Here is a 15943-nt window from a genome sequence, read left to right on the forward strand (position 1 = left end):
TGGAAGACATACACCATTCTTCAATAACTATAGACCACAGTTCTATTTCAGAACAACAGACGTAACAGGAGCAATCACATTACCAGAAGGAACAGAAATGTGTATGCCTGGAGACAATATAGAGATGGAAGTAGAATTAATAACACCAATCGCAATCGAAGAAGGTTTAAGATTCGCTATTCGTGAAGGTGGTAGAACAGTAGGAGCAGGTGCTGTTGCTAAAATTATAGAATAGTCTTATTTATAGGATTTGTAATATTATAGGGCTAGGTTTAATCCTAGCCCTATTAAAATTAAAATAATTTTGGTTTAAACAAAGCCTAATACGAAATGGTGAAATTGGATATACTAAATACAATGCATTTATTGGTATTCGATTTGCTTTCTCAAGTATCCAATTCTATTAGGGTCTTTGAGAAAGTAAATTGAAAAAACTATTGCATTGTATAGTGGTTAATGTATTATATGGACATTCCCTTTTGGGTTTAAGGTTTGAAATGGATTGTCTTTATAGAGATTCCAGTCAAAACTTTAATTTATACATATCAAAAATCCTTAGAAGTGTTGGGGATATCCATATGTATAATTTAAGATTCCATTGGAAATCTCTGTAGATAAACAACATTAGAATTGATTTTAATGTTGCTTATTCTTATGTTTCTATAACTTAAGAAGAACTTTGAATAATAAGCAATAAAACTATATTGACATCCATTGAAAAATGTGATAGTTTTAATGGGTGAAATTATAATGGTGGGATTTGTGTATTCTTTTAAAGAGAATTCTCCTTTGTTATAGAACAGGTTGTTTTAGGAGGTGTAGAAATGAGGGTGAAGATTACATTAGCGTGTACAGAATGTAAGCAGAGAAATTATAATACTACAAAGAACAAGAAAAACGACCCAGACAGAATAGAACTTAAGAAATATTGTAAATTCTGCAAAACTCATACTGCTCATAAAGAAACTAAGTAGTCTCAGGTTATTTGAAGATATAACCTTAAAAACAAATACTTGTAAGGGTGTGAATGTGTATGGCTGCGCAAACTAATGCAAAAAGAATGGGAGCTAGAAAATACTTCAAAAGTGTTAGAGCTGAACTTAAAAAAGTTAGTTGGCCAAACAAGAAAGAATTACAATCATACACAATGGTGGTTCTTGTGGCATGTGGACTTGCAGCTTTAGGTATATGGTTGGCAGACTCAATTTTTGGTCAGGTAATCAAGCTATTGGCAAGATAGCAATACAAAGCAAGGGAGGTAAAGGGTTTTAATTATAAATCGTTATAACCCTCTAAAACATGTCTGAAAAAGAAGCTAAGTGGTATGTTGCTCATACTTACTCTGGTCATGAAAAAAAAGTAAAAGCAAATATCGAAAAGATAGTTGAAAACCGGGGTATGGAAGATGTAATACATGAGGTAGCTGTTCCAACAGAAGAAATAGTAGAGATTAAAAATGGTAAGAAAAAGGTAAAACAAAAAAAGATATTTCCTGGCTACGTTATAGTAAAAATGATAATGAATGATGAATCATGGTATATAGTTAGAAATACCAGAGGAGTTACAGGATTTGTTGGACCCGCTTCTAAGCCAGTGCCATTAACTGATGATGAAGTACATTGGATGGGTATAGAAGATAAGCTTCCGTCGATAGATGTTGAAGTCGGTGAATCCGTTAAAGTTATCTCTGGTCCATTTGAAAGCTTTATTGGTGAAGTAAAAGGAATCAATAATGAAAGACAGACATTGAAGGTTTCCATATCAATGTTTGGTAGGGAAACTCCAGTTGAACTGGAATTTACCCAGGTAGAAAAGTTATAGAGTGATTTTCAAAAGAAAACTCGGCTAAAAATTAGAGATTTATATCTCGAATTTTTATTATACAATAGTGTAGATTAAGGAGGTGCAATCATGGCAAAAAAGGTTACAGGTATGATTAAGCTTCAAATTCCTGCAGGAAAGGCTACTCCAGCGCCACCGGTTGGTCCAGCTTTAGGACAACATGGTGTTAACATAATGCAATTCTGTAAAGAATTCAATGCTAAGACTGCGGACAAGGCTGGCTTAATAATACCAGTTATAATAACTGTATATCAGGATAGATCATTTAGCTTTATCTTGAAAACTCCTCCTGCGGCAGTTTTATTAAAGAAAGCAGCAGGAATACCAAAGGCTTCAGGTGAGCCAAACAAAACTAAAGTTGCAACTGTATCAATTGACAAAGTAAGAGAAATCGCTGAAATGAAAATGCCTGACTTGAATGCTGCAAGCATAGAAACAGCTATGAGCATGATTAAGGGTACAGCAAGAAGTATGGGTATCATAGTAGAAGAATAATGAGTAACATGTGTGGGAGGTAAACACACCGTTATGACCACTAAGGAGGTTTAAAGAATGTCAAAAAGAGGCAAAAGATATGAAAATAGTTCAAAGTTAATAGATAGATCAAAATTATATGATCCCCAAGAAGCTATTGAATTATTATCCCAAATTTCTAAAGCGAAGTTTGATGAAACTGTTGAACTACACATAAAGCTTGGGGTAGATGGAAGACATGCGGATCAACAAGTTAGAGGTGCTATTGTATTACCCCATGGAACAGGTAAATCTAAAAAAGTATTAGTATTTGCTAAGGGTGAAAAGGTAGCAGAAGCAGAAGCAGCAGGAGCCGATTACGTTGGTGGAGAAGAGTTTGTTGCTAAGATTCAAAAAGAAAACTGGTTTGACTTTGAAGCAGTAGTAGCTACTCCAGATATGATGGGTGTTGTAGGAAGATTAGGTAGAGTTTTAGGACCTAAGGGATTAATGCCAAATCCAAAATCCGGTACAGTTACTTTTGATGTTGGCAAAGCGGTAAATGAAATTAAAGCAGGTAAAGTAGAGTATAGACTAGATAAAACTAATATAATCCATGTTCCGATTGGAAAAATATCATTTGGACCAGAAAAGATAATGGAGAACTTCAATACTTTAATGGAAGCTGTTAACAAAGCTAGACCTGCAGCTGCTAAGGGTACTTACCTAAAAAGTGTTACAATAGTAAGCACTATGGGACCTGGTATCAAGTTAAATGCAGCAAAAATTAGCAAACAATAATTATAAATTATATATTGACATAGAAGCTTCATAATGATACAATTTTCGATGTTAAACTAAATTGAATATAAACCGTAGACAGTAGGTGCTGGCCTTAAGCTTAATATTACCTACCGAGGTAATTGAAGATAGATTTCAATCTAAAGCCTCTCTTTGTCTACGTATGAGAGGCTTTTTTATGTGAGCGTATGAGGATAAAGTACCAAAAGCTTTGATAAGGAGGTGGAGACTATGTCAAAAGCCGTGGAAATGAAAAAGGTTGTTGTAGAAGAAATCAAAGAAAAAATCGAAAATTCTCAATCAGTTGTTTTGGTTGATTACAGAGGTTTGACTGTTGATGAAACAACTGAGCTTAGAAAGAAATTCAGAGAAGCTGGCGTAGAATATAAGGTTTATAAAAACTCATTAATGAGATTTGCCTTTAAAGATGCTGGTTTAGAGGATTTCAATAAGCACTTAACTGGGCCGAATGCTGTAGCATTTGGTATGAGCGATGCTGTTGCCCCTGCTAAAATATCTAGAGATTTTGCTAAGGATCATGAAAAACTAGAAATTAAAGCCGGTATAGTTGATGGTAAGGTAATAGGTATAGACGGTGTAGAAGGTTTAGCAGACTTACCACCAAGAGAAGTATTAATCGCACAGGTTCTTGGAGGATTAAATGGTCCTATTTCAGGATTTGCTAATGTTCTTGGAGCAAATATCAGAAATCTTGTTTATGCATTAAATGCAGTTAAAGAAAAACAAGAACAATAAAAAACGATGACAAATAAAATTAAAACGTGTATGGAGGGAAATTAAAATGGCAAGTGAAAAAGTATTAAATTTAATTGAAGAGGTTAAAAACCTTACAGTATTAGAATTATCTGAGTTAGTTAAAGCTTTAGAAGAGGAATTTGGAGTAAGCGCTCAAGCACCTATGATGGCTGCTATGCCTGCAGCTGGTGGAGCTGCTGGGGCACCTGCTGCTGCAGAGAAAACTGAGTTTGATGTAGTTTTAACTAGTGCTGGAGCTAAGAAAATTGGTGTTATCAAAGTAGTAAGAGAAATCACTGGATTAGGATTAAAAGAAGCTAAAGCTTTAGTTGATGGAGCGCCAAGCCCAGTTAAAGAAGGTGCTTCTAAAGAAGAAGCTGAAGAAATTAAAGGTAAATTAGAAGACGCAGGAGCATCTGTAGAACTTAAATAATTAGTTTGTATTTAGAAAAAAAGGCACTCCAGATTTTCTGGAGTATCTTTTTGTTTGAGAATATTTCTAAAAGAATGAAAACAAGGGGCTTTACGCCCCTAAGTTTTTAATTTGATTAAGACTTCTAAAATAGGTTTAGATAACAACTCATTAAAAATTAATTAAAAAACAAAATAAATTCTTGACAACATTTGACTTATGTGCTAAGATTGTAAAATGCTATGAGTGTGTCTATTTGAAGAAGTTGCATAAAAAAAAATAAATTGGATACAATATATAGGTGATATTTAACTTTATGAGTTCTTATTTAAACCTATTTTTTATTACAGGGTATTTCATTAAAGGAAACATCCTAAAATAAAAGGGTTTTATGCCCTTAAGTTTTTGTTTGTTGGAAAAAACATATATAAATCTGTATATGTTTTTGATATATACTTTTCAGTGATTTAAAGTATTTTGCTTTAAAATATGTTATATAAAAGGTTAAAAAATAAACCTTTTTATTTTGCTATAAGGGGTGAAAGTGAATGCCACATCCTATTAAGGTCGGTAGAGCAACAAGAATGAGCTTTTCCAAAATCGATGAAGTGGTTGAAATGCCAAATCTCATCGAGATTCAGAAAAAGTCATACAAATGGTTCTTAAAAGATGGATTAATGGAAGCCTTTATGGATATTTCTCCCATACAAGATTATACTGGCAACTTAATACTTGAGTTTGCAAACTATTCTCTAGATGGAGATCCAAAGTATGACGTGGAAGAATGCAAAGAAAGAGATGTGACTTATGCAGTTCCACTTAAAGTAAAGGTAAGATTTATCAACAAGGAAACGGGAGAGGTTAAAGAGCAGGAAGTTTTCATGGGAGACTTCCCACTTATGACTGAAAAAGGAACATTTATCATCAATGGAGCTGAAAGAGTTATAGTTAGTCAGTTGGTTAGATCTCCGGGACCATACTATGCCGTTCAAATTGATAAAACTGGTAAAAGACTTTTTTCAACAACTGTAATTCCAAACAGAGGAGCATGGCTTGAATATGAAACTGATTCAAACAACATAATTTCTGTTAGGATAGACAGAACAAGAAAGCTTCCTTTTACGGTTTTCACAAGGGCTCTTGGATATGGAACTGACCAAGAAATCATTGATCTTTTTGGTGAAGATGAAAGACTAATCAGAACTTTAGACAAGGATAGTACAACATCTCAAGAGGAGGGTTTGATAGAGGTCTACAAAAAGCTTAGACCCGGCGAGCCGCCAACTGTTGAAAGTGCTAACAACTTGATCAACTCACTATTTTTTGACGCTAAAAGATATGATTTAGCTAAGGTTGGAAGGTACAAGTTTAATAAAAAACTATGCTTATCCAACAGATTAGTGGGATTTGTAGCAGCAGAAAATATTGTTGATGAAAGTACTGGAGAAATCCTAGCTGAAGAAGGACAAAAAATTGACAAAAATACTGCTTCAATAATTGAAAATGCAGGAATAAAGAGTGCTAGGATTTTAGTTGAAGATGAAAAGGTTGTAAAGGTTATTGGTAATAATTTTGTAGATATTAAAGCCCATATTGACTTTAATATAGATGACCTAAGCATTACTGAAAAAGTTCACTATCCCGTATTAAAAGAAATTTTAAACGGCTTTGATAATGAAGATGACATTAAGGAAGCCATAAAGGATAGGATAAGAGAATTAATTCCAAAACATATTATAAAAGACGACATAATTGCAACTATGAGTTACATAGTTAATTTACCATATGGAGTAGGTGAAGTGGACGATATTGATCATCTGGGCAATAGAAGATTGCGTTCTGTTGGAGAGCTTCTACAAAATCAGTTTAGAATAGGTCTATCTAGAATGGAAAGAGTTGTAAAGGAAAGAATGACTATTCAAGATATGGAAGCCATAACTCCCCAAGCATTGATTAATATTAGACCCGTTGCAGCTGCTATTAAAGAGTTCTTTGGAAGCAGTCAGCTGTCTCAATTTATGGATCAAACAAATCCACTTTCTGAGTTAACCCATAAAAGAAGACTTTCGGCTCTAGGGCCAGGTGGACTGTCAAGGGAAAGAGCTGGATTCGAAGTAAGGGACGTTCATCATTCCCATTATGGAAGAATGTGTCCTATAGAGACTCCAGAGGGACCAAATATAGGTCTTATCAACTCCTTGAGTTCCTATGCAAGGGTTAATGAATATGGTTTTATTGAGGCTCCATATAGAATGGTAGATAAGGAAAGAGGAGTTGTAACTAATCAGATCGATTATGTAACAGCGGATATAGAAGAAAGATATGTTATTGCGCAAGCTAATGAGCCTCTGGATGCAGAAGGTAGATTTTTAAATAAAAGGGTTATAGCTAGATCAATGAAGGGCGATATGGATGTTGTACCTAGCTCAGAGGTTGATTATATGGATGTGTCGCCTAAGCAGCTGGTTTCCATCGCTACAGCAATGATTCCTTTCCTTGAAAACGATGATGCCAATAGAGCGCTTATGGGTTCAAACATGCAGCGACAGGCTGTGCCGCTTATAGCTACTGAATCGCCTATAATCGGAACAGGAATGGAGCATGTTGCAGCAAAGGATTCAGGGGTAGTAGGTCTTGCTAAACATGATGGCGTTATCGATAGAGTTTCTGCTGATGAAGTGGTTGTTAAAAGAGATTCTGACGGAAGAAAAGACAGACATAAGCTTCTTAAATTCAAACGTTCTAATCAGGGTACATGCATAAACCAAAGACCTCTTGTTGAAAAGGGAGAACGCGTTAAAGTAGGCGATGTAATATCCGATGGACCATCTACACAAAATGGTGAAATAGCCCTTGGTAAAAATATTTTGGTTGGATTTATGACCTGGGAAGGTTATAACTATGAGGATGCCATGCTTCTAAGTGAAGAGCTTGTTAAAAATGACACTCTTACTTCGATTCACATAGAGGAATACGAAGCCGAGGCAAGAGATACAAAGCTTGGACCGGAAGAAATAACAAGGGATATACCTAATGTTGGAGAAGATGCACTAAAGAATTTGGACGAGAGAGGCATAATTAGAATTGGAGCTGAAGTAACATCACAGGATATATTGGTTGGTAAAGTTACTCCGAAGGGAGAAACTGAATTAACTGCTGAAGAAAGGCTTCTAAGAGCGATTTTTGGTGAAAAAGCAAGGGAAGTTAGGGATACTTCGCTAAGAGTTCCCCATGGAGAGTCTGGTATCATTGTGGATGTAAAAGTATTTACTCGTGAAAATGGTGATGAATTGCCACCGGGAGTAAACATACTTGTGAGGGCTTATATAGCTAAAAAGAGGAAGATTAATGTAGGGGATAAAATGGCTGGTAGACATGGTAATAAGGGTGTTATCTCAAGAATATTACCCGTTGAAGACATGCCTTTCCTAGAAGATGGGACTCCGCTACAAATAGTATTGAATCCTCTTGGTGTACCTTCACGTATGAACATTGGTCAGGTGTTGGAAATACACCTAGGCTTAGCGGCTAAAAAGCTGGGATGGAAGGTTGCTACTCCTGTATTCGATGGAGCAAGAGAAAATGATATCATGAGACTCCTTGGAGAATGCGGTTATCCAGAGGATGGTAAACTAAGATTATATGATGGAAGAACTGGTGAACCCTTTGACAATCCTGTAACTGTTGGCTACATGTATATGCTAAAGCTTCATCACCTTGTGGATGATAAACTACATGCTAGAAGTACAGGGCCTTATTCCCTTGTTACACAACAGCCTCTTGGAGGTAAAGCACAATTCGGTGGACAGAGATTTGGAGAAATGGAGGTTTGGGCTCTTTATGCATATGGTGCTGCCCATACTTTACAAGAAATATTAACTGTTAAATCCGATGATGTAGTAGGTCGTGTTAAAACCTATGAAGCGATAGTCAAGGGAGAAAATATTCCGGAACCAGGTATACCAGAATCATTCAAGGTATTGATTAAAGAACTTCAAAGTCTATGTCTTGATGTAAAGGTTATATCCGACGAACAAGATGAGATAGAGATAAAAGAAAGTGATGAAGACGAATTAAGTGAGTTGGATTCAATCATTGATAATGAGGGAACTGTAGATAGTAATTTTTCACCTGATAGTGAAGGATATCATGAAACTACTGGTGATGACAACAATGAAGCAACAAATGATGATGAATATTAACTTGAGACATCAAGTTCTTGATTTTTAAAATATTTATCTTGGTGATATGACTCAAATATAAAATGTTAAGGAAGTTATTTTGAGTACATTCTAATAGAGAAGGGAGAGAAACTCCTTGATAGAGCTTAATAACTTTGACTCAATTAAGATCGGTTTAGCTTCACCTGAAAAAATTAGACAATGGTCAAAGGGAGAAGTAAAAAAGCCTGAAACTATTAACTATCGTACATTAAAGCCCGAAAAAGAAGGTCTATTCTGTGAAAAGATATTTGGCCCCACAAAGGACTGGGAGTGCCATTGTGGTAAATATAAAAGAGTTAGATATAAGGGCGTAATATGTGATAGATGTGGTGTTGAGGTAACAAAATCTAAGGTTAGACGTGAGAGAATGGGACATATAGAGCTTGCTGCTCCAGTATCTCATATTTGGTACTTTAAGGGAATACCAAGTAGAATGGGAATACTTCTTGATATGTCACCTAGATCCTTAGAAAAGGTATTGTATTTTGCATCCTATATTGTAATTGATCCTGCTAATACACCTCTTACATTTAAACAGTTATTAACTGAAAAAGAGTATAGAGAATATAGGGAAAAGTATGGAAATGCTTTCAAAGCTGGAATGGGTGCAGAATCAGTAAAGGAAATATTACAAAAAATAGACTTAGAGAAACTGACTAAGGAGCTAAAGATAAAATTAAAAGAAAGCTCTGGTCAAAAAAGAGTAAGAACTATTAGAAGATTGGAAGTAGTGGAGGCCTTTAGAACATCTGGGAATAGTCCTGAATGGATGATATTAGATGTTATTCCGGTAATACCACCGGATTTAAGACCTATGGTGCAATTAGATGGTGGTAGATTTGCTACTTCTGATTTGAATGACCTATATAGAAGAGTAATTAATAGAAATAATAGACTTAATAGACTTTTAGAGCTTGGGGCTCCCGACATAATAGTAAGAAATGAAAAAAGAATGCTTCAAGAAGCTGTTGATGCCCTAATTGATAATGGAAGAAGGGGAAGACCTGTAACAGGGCCTGGAAACAGACCACTTAAATCTCTTTCTGACATGTTAAAGGGTAAACAAGGAAGATTCCGTCAGAACCTACTTGGTAAACGTGTTGATTATTCTGGACGTTCAGTTATCGTTGTTGGGCCAGAACTTAAGTTCTATCAATGTGGTTTGCCAAAGAAAATGGCTTTGGAACTATTTAAACCATTTGTAATGAAAAAGCTAGTTGGCGACGGTTATGTTCATAATATTAAGAGTGCCAAGAGAATGGTAGAAAGAATAAAGTCCGAGGTATGGGGAGTTTTAGAAGAAGTTATTAAGGAACATCCGGTTCTTCTTAATCGTGCGCCTACCCTTCATAGACTAGGTATTCAAGCCTTTGAACCTATATTAGTGGAAGGTAAAGCTATAAAGCTTCATCCCCTTGTTTGTACTGCTTATAATGCGGACTTCGATGGGGATCAAATGGCTGTACACGTACCGCTAACCGTTGAAGCCCAAGCTGAAGCGAGATTCCTTATGCTTTCTACAAACAATATTTTAGCTCCAAAGGATGGTTCTCCAATAACAACACCTACTCAGGATATGGTTTTAGGTAGCTACTACCTTACTATAAAAGTGGAGGGCGAATCTGGAGAAGGCATGGTGTTCAGTAACTTTGATGAAATGGTTATGGCCTATGAAAACAAAGTGGTGGGACTTCATGCTACTGTAAAGGTTAGAATGAGAAAAGGACCAAATGATCCAGGTAAATTAGTAGAAAGTACTGTGGGTAGATTTATATTTAATGAAAATATTCCACAGGATTTAGGCTTTGTTGATAGAAGTGATGGTACCTATAACTTAGAAATAGATACCTTAGCTGATAAGAAATTCCTTGGTAAGATTATTGATAGATGCTTTAGGGTTCATGGTAATACTGTGACTGCCATGATGCTTGATCACATTAAATCCCTTGGATTCAAATTCTCAACACGTGGTGCAATTACCATAAGTGTATCGGATATGAAAATACCTAAGGCAAAGGAAAAACTCATATCAGAAGCTGAAGAAAAAGTTGATAGGTACAAAAAAGCTTATAGAAGAGGTTTGATCTCCGATGAGGAAAGATATGAGAGTGTAATAAAAACTTGGCAGGAAACCACGGGTAAGGTAACCGATGCCTTAATGGAAAACTTGGGAGATTTAAACAATGTTTTCATTATGGCTCATTCCGGTGCTAGGGGTAGTAAAAACCAGATAAGACAGCTTGCAGGTATGCGTGGACTTATGGCTAATGCAACTGGACATACGGTTGAAATACCTATTACTTCTAATTTCCGTGAGGGACTATCGATTCTAGAGTACTTTATATCAACTACTGGTGCTAGAAAGGGTCTAGCCGATACTGCCCTTAGAACTGCCGATTCAGGATATCTAACAAGAAGACTTGTAGACGTAAGTCAAGATGTTATAGTTAGTGAAAATGATTGTGGTACAGATCAAGGGATAACAGTATCAGCCTTTAAGGATGGAAAAGAAGTAATTGAGCCACTTTATGATAGAATAGCTGGTAGATATGCTTTAGAGGATATAGTTCATCCAGAGACTAAGGCTGTAATTGTTGAGGCCAATGAAATGATCGCTGAGAATGAAGCAGAAAAGATAATAGAAGCAGGTATTGAAGAGGTAAAAATTAGGACAGTGCTAAACTGTAAGGCTGATCATGGTATATGTGGGAAATGCTATGGTAGAAACCTTGCAACTGGTAAATCTGTAAATGTTGGTGAAGCTGTTGGAATAATAGCTGCCCAATCAATAGGTGAACCGGGAACTCAGCTTACAATGAGAACCTTCCATACTGGTGGGGTTGCAGGTGGAGATATTACTCAAGGTCTTCCAAGGGTTGAAGAATTATTTGAGGCTAGGAAGCCTAAAGGTCTTGCTGTTATTTCTGAGATAGGTGGTACAGTATCAATAAAGGATACTAACAAGAAGCGTGAAGTTACGGTGACTTCAAGTGATGGTGAAGCTAAAACCTATCAAATAGCATATGGTTCAAGGATAAAAGTAAAAGAAGGTCAGTACATTAACCCAGGTGATGGAATAACTCAAGGTTCAGTTAATCCCCATGATATATTGAGGATCAAAGGAACCCAAGGTGTTGAAGAATATATTACAAAAGAAGTTCAAAGAGTATATAGGATGCAGGGTGTTGATATAAACGATAAACATATAGAAATAATTGTAAGACAAATGTTGTCCAGGGCGAAGATTGAAGATTCTGGGGATACAGAATTATTACCTGGAGGACTTGTAAACATGAATGAACTTGAAAAAGCTAATGAGAAGATCGTTGCTGAAGATGGTAAACCAGCTACAGCTAAAAGAATTCTTCTAGGTATCACAAAGGCATCCCTTGCAACTGAATCCTTCTTATCTGCCGCTTCTTTCCAAGAGACCACTCGTGTCTTAACAGAAGCAGCAATAAAGGGAAAAGAAGATAGGCTTTTAGGTTTAAAAGAAAATGTAATTATTGGAAAACTAATTCCAGCAGGTACTGGAATGAAAAAGTATAGGAATATTGCTATACTTGATAATGATGTTCAAGATACTATTGATGATAATATAACATTATAAATTTATTGACATAGGTATGCTTTGGTGCTAAAATGTTATAGTGTGCAAAATGAGTATAGTTGACTTTTAATACTAAAAAAAAGGATTATACGCAGCTTTGTGTATGATCCTTTAAGAGTAAAAAAGGAGGATGCTATATGCACTTAATGGAATTGAGAAAGCAAAACAAGCTGAAAGTAGGAACGAAACAGTCTGCAAGAGCTATAAACGATGATAAAGCTGGAACTCTCTTTGTAGCAAAGGATTGTGAACAGCATGTTGTAAGAACCATTGTTGAAGCTGCTAAGAATAGAAGCATTCAGATTGTTTATGTGGAATCTATGAAGAAGCTTGGAGAAGCATGTGGAATTGACGTCGGTGCTGCAACAGCAGTTATTATAAAATAAACAAGGTTAAAAACTAACCAAATCCCTAAAATGGAAGGAGGTGTAGGGATGCCAACTATAAACCAATTAGTACGTAAAAGTAGACAGCAAAGTGAGAAAAAATCAACTGCTCCTGCTTTACAAAGAGGTTTTAACTCTTTAAAAAGAATGCCAACAAAAACAAGTGCGCCACAAAAAAGAGGTGTTTGTACTTCTGTAAAAACTGTAACTCCTAAAAAGCCTAACTCAGCTCTTAGAAAAGTTGCCAGAGTAAGACTTACTAATGGTATAGAGGTTACTGCATATATACCAGGTATAGGTCACAACTTACAAGAGCATAGTGTTGTACTTATAAGAGGTGGTAGAGTTAAAGACTTACCGGGTGTTAGATATCATATAGTAAGAGGTACTCTTGATACTGCTGGAACAGAAAATAGAAACCAATCAAGATCTAAGTATGGTACTAAGAAGCCTAAGAAGAAGAAATAAAGTCAATGCCTGTTATGATTAAAACAACCTCCTCCTCTTTGTAGGAGGGGTTTTATATAGTAAATGTGAATTAGCGCACAAGCGGCAATTTAGTTGTCGAGTACCGATGAATGAAAAAATTTTTGGGAGGGAAGAAAAGTGCCAAGAAAAGGTAATGTACCAAAAAGAGAAGTGTTACCTGATCCAATGTATGGATCTAAAGTGGTAACTAAGTTAATTAATAGCGTTATGTTAGATGGTAAAAAAGGTACTGCTCAAAGAATAGTATATGATGCATTTGAAGTAGTAAAAGAGAAAACTGGAAAAGAACCACTAGAAGTATTTGAAGAGGCTATGAACAATATCATGCCTGTATTAGAAGTTAAGGCTAGACGTGTTGGTGGAGCTAACTATCAAGTACCGATAGAAGTTAGACCTGCAAGAAGACAAACATTAGGTCTTAGATGGCTAGTAGGTTATACTCGTAAAAGAGGCGAAAGAACAATGACTGAAAAGCTAGCTAAGGAAATAATGGATGCTGCAAACAACACTGGTGCATCTGTTAAGAAGAAAGAAGATACTCATAAAATGGCAGAAGCTAATAAAGCCTTTGCACATTACAGATGGTAAGATATTAAAAAAATATACTATAATTAACATAGATTTTAAATATATATGTTATTATTATTTCGGTGTTTTATAAATTCCTATAGCGTTTTGATTGAGAGGAGGAACTAAGGTGTCAAGAGCCTTTCCTTTAGAGAGAACAAGAAACATTGGTATTATGGCACATATTGATGCTGGAAAAACAACAACTACAGAGAGAATACTGTTCTACACTGGAAGAACTCATAAGATAGGTGAAGTTCATGAAGGTGCTGCTACTATGGACTGGATGGAGCAGGAGCAAGAAAGAGGTATAACAATTACTTCAGCTGCTACTACTGCACAGTGGGCAGATCATAGAGTAAACATTATAGATACACCTGGCCACGTGGACTTTACTGTTGAGGTTGAAAGATCTCTTAGAGTTCTAGATAGTTCTGTAGCTGTATTCTGTGCAAAGGGTGGTGTTGAACCACAATCAGAAACTGTTTGGAGACAGGCGGACAAATATGGTGTACCTAGAATGGCGTTTGTAAACAAGATGGATATTACAGGTGCTGATTTCTACCGTGCCATTGACATGATGAAGGATAGATTAAAAGCAAATGCAGTACCGATTCAGTTGCCAATAGGGGCAGAAAATGATTTTATTGGTATAGTAGATCTTATAGATATGAAGGCGAGAATTTACAAAGATGACTTAGGTCAAGAAATAGAAGTAACTGATATTCCAGCTGAATTAGCAGAAAAAGCTGAAGAATACAGAATGGTATTAGTTGAAGCAGTAGCAGAAAATGATGAAGAATTAATGATGAAGTATCTTGAGGGTGAAGAACTTACTGAGGAAGAAATTAAGGATGGAATCAGAAAAGGAACTATAGGAAATACAATTGTTCCAGTACTTTGTGGTTCTGCTTACAAAAACAAGGGTGTACAGCTATTGCTAGATGCAGTAATTGCATACATGCCTTCACCACTAGAAATTCCACCGATCAAGGGTACTTTAGTTGATACTGAAGAAGAAGCTGTAAGACATGCGGATGATAGTGAGCCATTCTCAGCATTAGCATTTAAAATCATGGCTGACCCATATGTAGGAAAGCTTGCATTCTTCAGAGTTTACTCAGGAACTTTAAACTCAGGTTCATACGTTTACAATTCAACAAAGGGTAAAAAAGAAAGAATTGGACGTATCCTTCAAATGCATGCTAATAAAAGAGAAGAAATCTCTACAGTATATGCTGGTGATATAGCGGCTGCTGTTGGACTTAAATTCACTACAACTGGTGATACATTATCCGATGAGGATAATCAAATCATACTTGAATCTATGGAATTCCCAGATCCAGTTATTAGAGTTGCTATTGAGCCTAAAACTAGAGCTGGTCAAGAAAAAATGGGTATAGCATTATCAAAGCTTGCTGAAGAAGATCCAACATTTAAAACTTATACTGATGATGAAACTGGTCAGGTTATCATCGCTGGTATGGGTGAGCTTCACCTTGAAATAATCGTTGATAGATTATTAAGAGAATTTAAAGTTGAAGCTAATATAGGTAAACCACAGGTTGCTTATAGAGAAACTATTACAGCTGCTAGTGATGTTGAAGCTAAGTTCTCAAGACAATCCGGTGGTAGAGGTCAATATGGACATGTTAAGGTTAGAGTTACACCTCAAGAGCCTGGTGTTGGATATGAATTCGTTAACTCAGTAGTTGGTGGAGCTATTCCAAGGGAATACATTCCTGCAGTAGACAATGGTATCCAAGGTGCTATGGAAAATGGTATATTAGCTGGATACGAAGTAGTTGATGTTAAGGTTGAGCTTTACGATGGTTCATACCATGAGGTTGACTCATCGGAAATGGCATTCAAAATTGCTGGTTCTATGGCGTTTAAGGATGCTATGAAGAAGGGTAACCCAACACTTCTTGAGCCATATATGAAGGTTGAAGTAGTAGTTCCTGAAGAATATTTAGGAGATGTAATGGGTGATCTTAACTCTAGAAGAGGTAAGCTAGAGGGTATGGAAGCAAGAGCAGGTGCCCAGGTGATAAGAGCCCATGTACCGCTTTCAGAAATGTTTGGTTACGCGACGGATCTTCGTTCAAAATCTCAAGGTCGTGGTAACTATACTATGCAATTTAGCCACTACGAAGCAGTTCCAAACAGCATAGCTGAAAAGATAATGGAAGGTAAAAAGTAGTTGGTTGTAAAAAATGTATATTAATGTTTTAAATATTAAATATTAAACTATATATGTTTTAAAAGGAGGAAAAAAGAGATGGCAAAAGCTAAATTTGAAAGAAATAAGCCCCATGTAAACATAGGAACAATAGGACACGTAGACCATGGTAAAACAACACTTACAGCAGCGATCACAATGACATTACAAAACAGATACCAA

General features: G+C 36.1%; 15 protein-coding genes and 1 other annotated feature. All 15 genes read left to right on the forward strand.

Annotation, left to right across the window (positions count from 1 at the left end; all coding sequences use genetic code 11):
- The coding region (gene tuf / locus N4A68_05225; GenBank protein ID MCT4563704.1) for an elongation factor Tu at positions 1-235 on the forward strand (235 nt) is incomplete at its 5' end.
- A 589-nt stretch (positions 236-824) separates the two neighbouring features.
- Positions 825-974, forward strand: a complete 150-nt coding sequence (rpmG, locus tag N4A68_05230; GenBank protein ID MCT4563705.1) for a 50S ribosomal protein L33 — start codon at positions 825-827, stop codon at positions 972-974.
- A 59-nt stretch (positions 975-1033) separates the two neighbouring features.
- Complete coding sequence (secE, locus tag N4A68_05235) at positions 1034-1240, forward strand: preprotein translocase subunit SecE (GenBank protein ID MCT4563706.1); 207 nt, start codon at positions 1034-1036, stop codon at positions 1238-1240.
- Between the two features lie 59 nt (positions 1241-1299).
- Positions 1300-1821, forward strand: a complete 522-nt coding sequence (gene nusG, locus N4A68_05240; protein MCT4563707.1) for a transcription termination/antitermination protein NusG — start codon at positions 1300-1302, stop codon at positions 1819-1821.
- A 90-nt stretch (positions 1822-1911) separates the two neighbouring features.
- A complete protein-coding gene (rplK, locus tag N4A68_05245) occupies positions 1912-2337 on the forward strand; it encodes a 50S ribosomal protein L11 (protein MCT4563708.1) in 426 nt (141 codons plus the stop codon).
- A gap of 57 nt (positions 2338-2394) precedes the next feature.
- Entirely contained in the window at positions 2395-3096 is a 702-nt protein-coding gene (gene rplA, locus N4A68_05250; protein ID MCT4563709.1) for a 50S ribosomal protein L1, read from the forward strand.
- Positions 3097-3150: 54 nt separating this feature from the next.
- Positions 3151-3284, forward strand: a sequence feature (ribosomal protein L10 leader region).
- A 43-nt stretch (positions 3285-3327) separates the two neighbouring features.
- Entirely contained in the window at positions 3328-3852 is a 525-nt protein-coding gene (rplJ, locus tag N4A68_05255) for a 50S ribosomal protein L10 (protein ID MCT4563710.1), read from the forward strand.
- Between the two features lie 46 nt (positions 3853-3898).
- On the forward strand, positions 3899-4285 hold the full coding sequence (rplL, locus tag N4A68_05260; GenBank protein MCT4563711.1) for a 50S ribosomal protein L7/L12: 387 nt from the start codon (positions 3899-3901) through the stop codon (positions 4283-4285).
- 527 nt (positions 4286-4812) lie between these two features.
- The gene (gene rpoB / locus N4A68_05265; GenBank protein ID MCT4563712.1) at positions 4813-8466 is read left to right on the forward strand and encodes a DNA-directed RNA polymerase subunit beta; all 3654 of its coding nucleotides are present in this window, start codon (positions 4813-4815) and stop codon (positions 8464-8466) included.
- Between the two features lie 115 nt (positions 8467-8581).
- On the forward strand, positions 8582-12097 hold the full coding sequence (gene rpoC, locus N4A68_05270; GenBank protein ID MCT4563713.1) for a DNA-directed RNA polymerase subunit beta': 3516 nt from the start codon (positions 8582-8584) through the stop codon (positions 12095-12097).
- A 137-nt stretch (positions 12098-12234) separates the two neighbouring features.
- Entirely contained in the window at positions 12235-12483 is a 249-nt protein-coding gene (locus N4A68_05275; GenBank protein ID MCT4563714.1) for a ribosomal L7Ae/L30e/S12e/Gadd45 family protein, read from the forward strand.
- A 48-nt stretch (positions 12484-12531) separates the two neighbouring features.
- Positions 12532-12951: a 30S ribosomal protein S12 gene (rpsL, locus tag N4A68_05280; protein MCT4563715.1), complete on the forward strand. Its 420-nt coding sequence runs from the start codon at positions 12532-12534 to the stop codon at positions 12949-12951.
- A gap of 138 nt (positions 12952-13089) precedes the next feature.
- The gene (rpsG, locus tag N4A68_05285; GenBank protein MCT4563716.1) at positions 13090-13560 is read left to right on the forward strand and encodes a 30S ribosomal protein S7; all 471 of its coding nucleotides are present in this window, start codon (positions 13090-13092) and stop codon (positions 13558-13560) included.
- A gap of 109 nt (positions 13561-13669) precedes the next feature.
- A complete protein-coding gene (fusA, locus tag N4A68_05290; protein MCT4563717.1) occupies positions 13670-15742 on the forward strand; it encodes an elongation factor G in 2073 nt (690 codons plus the stop codon).
- Positions 15743-15820: 78 nt separating this feature from the next.
- Positions 15821-15943, forward strand: a 123-nt coding sequence (locus tag N4A68_05295; GenBank protein ID MCT4563718.1) for a GTP-binding protein, incomplete at its 3' end; no start/stop codon positions are given.

This window comes from Maledivibacter sp., from assembly GCA_025210375.1.
Classification (GTDB): domain Bacteria; phylum Bacillota; class Clostridia; order Peptostreptococcales; family Caminicellaceae; genus JAOASB01.

Excerpts from the sequence above, each read along its gene's own strand:
- rpmG (MCT4563705.1), top strand. The coding sequence starts at position 825 with ATGAGGGTGAAGATTACATTAGCGTGTACAGAATGTAAGCAGAGAAAT.
- rpsL (MCT4563715.1), top strand. The coding sequence starts at position 12,532 with ATGCCAACTATAAACCAATTAGTACGTAAAAGTAGACAGCAAAGTGAG.
- nusG (MCT4563707.1), top strand. The coding sequence starts at position 1,300 with ATGTCTGAAAAAGAAGCTAAGTGGTATGTTGCTCATACTTACTCTGGT.
- N4A68_05275 (MCT4563714.1), top strand. The coding sequence starts at position 12,235 with ATGCACTTAATGGAATTGAGAAAGCAAAACAAGCTGAAAGTAGGAACG.
- rplJ (MCT4563710.1), top strand. The coding sequence starts at position 3,328 with ATGTCAAAAGCCGTGGAAATGAAAAAGGTTGTTGTAGAAGAAATCAAA.
- secE (MCT4563706.1), top strand. The coding sequence starts at position 1,034 with ATGGCTGCGCAAACTAATGCAAAAAGAATGGGAGCTAGAAAATACTTC.
- rplK (MCT4563708.1), top strand. The coding sequence starts at position 1,912 with ATGGCAAAAAAGGTTACAGGTATGATTAAGCTTCAAATTCCTGCAGGA.
- rpoB (MCT4563712.1), top strand. The coding sequence starts at position 4,813 with ATGCCACATCCTATTAAGGTCGGTAGAGCAACAAGAATGAGCTTTTCC.
- rplL (MCT4563711.1), top strand. The coding sequence starts at position 3,899 with ATGGCAAGTGAAAAAGTATTAAATTTAATTGAAGAGGTTAAAAACCTT.
- rplA (MCT4563709.1), top strand. The coding sequence starts at position 2,395 with ATGTCAAAAAGAGGCAAAAGATATGAAAATAGTTCAAAGTTAATAGAT.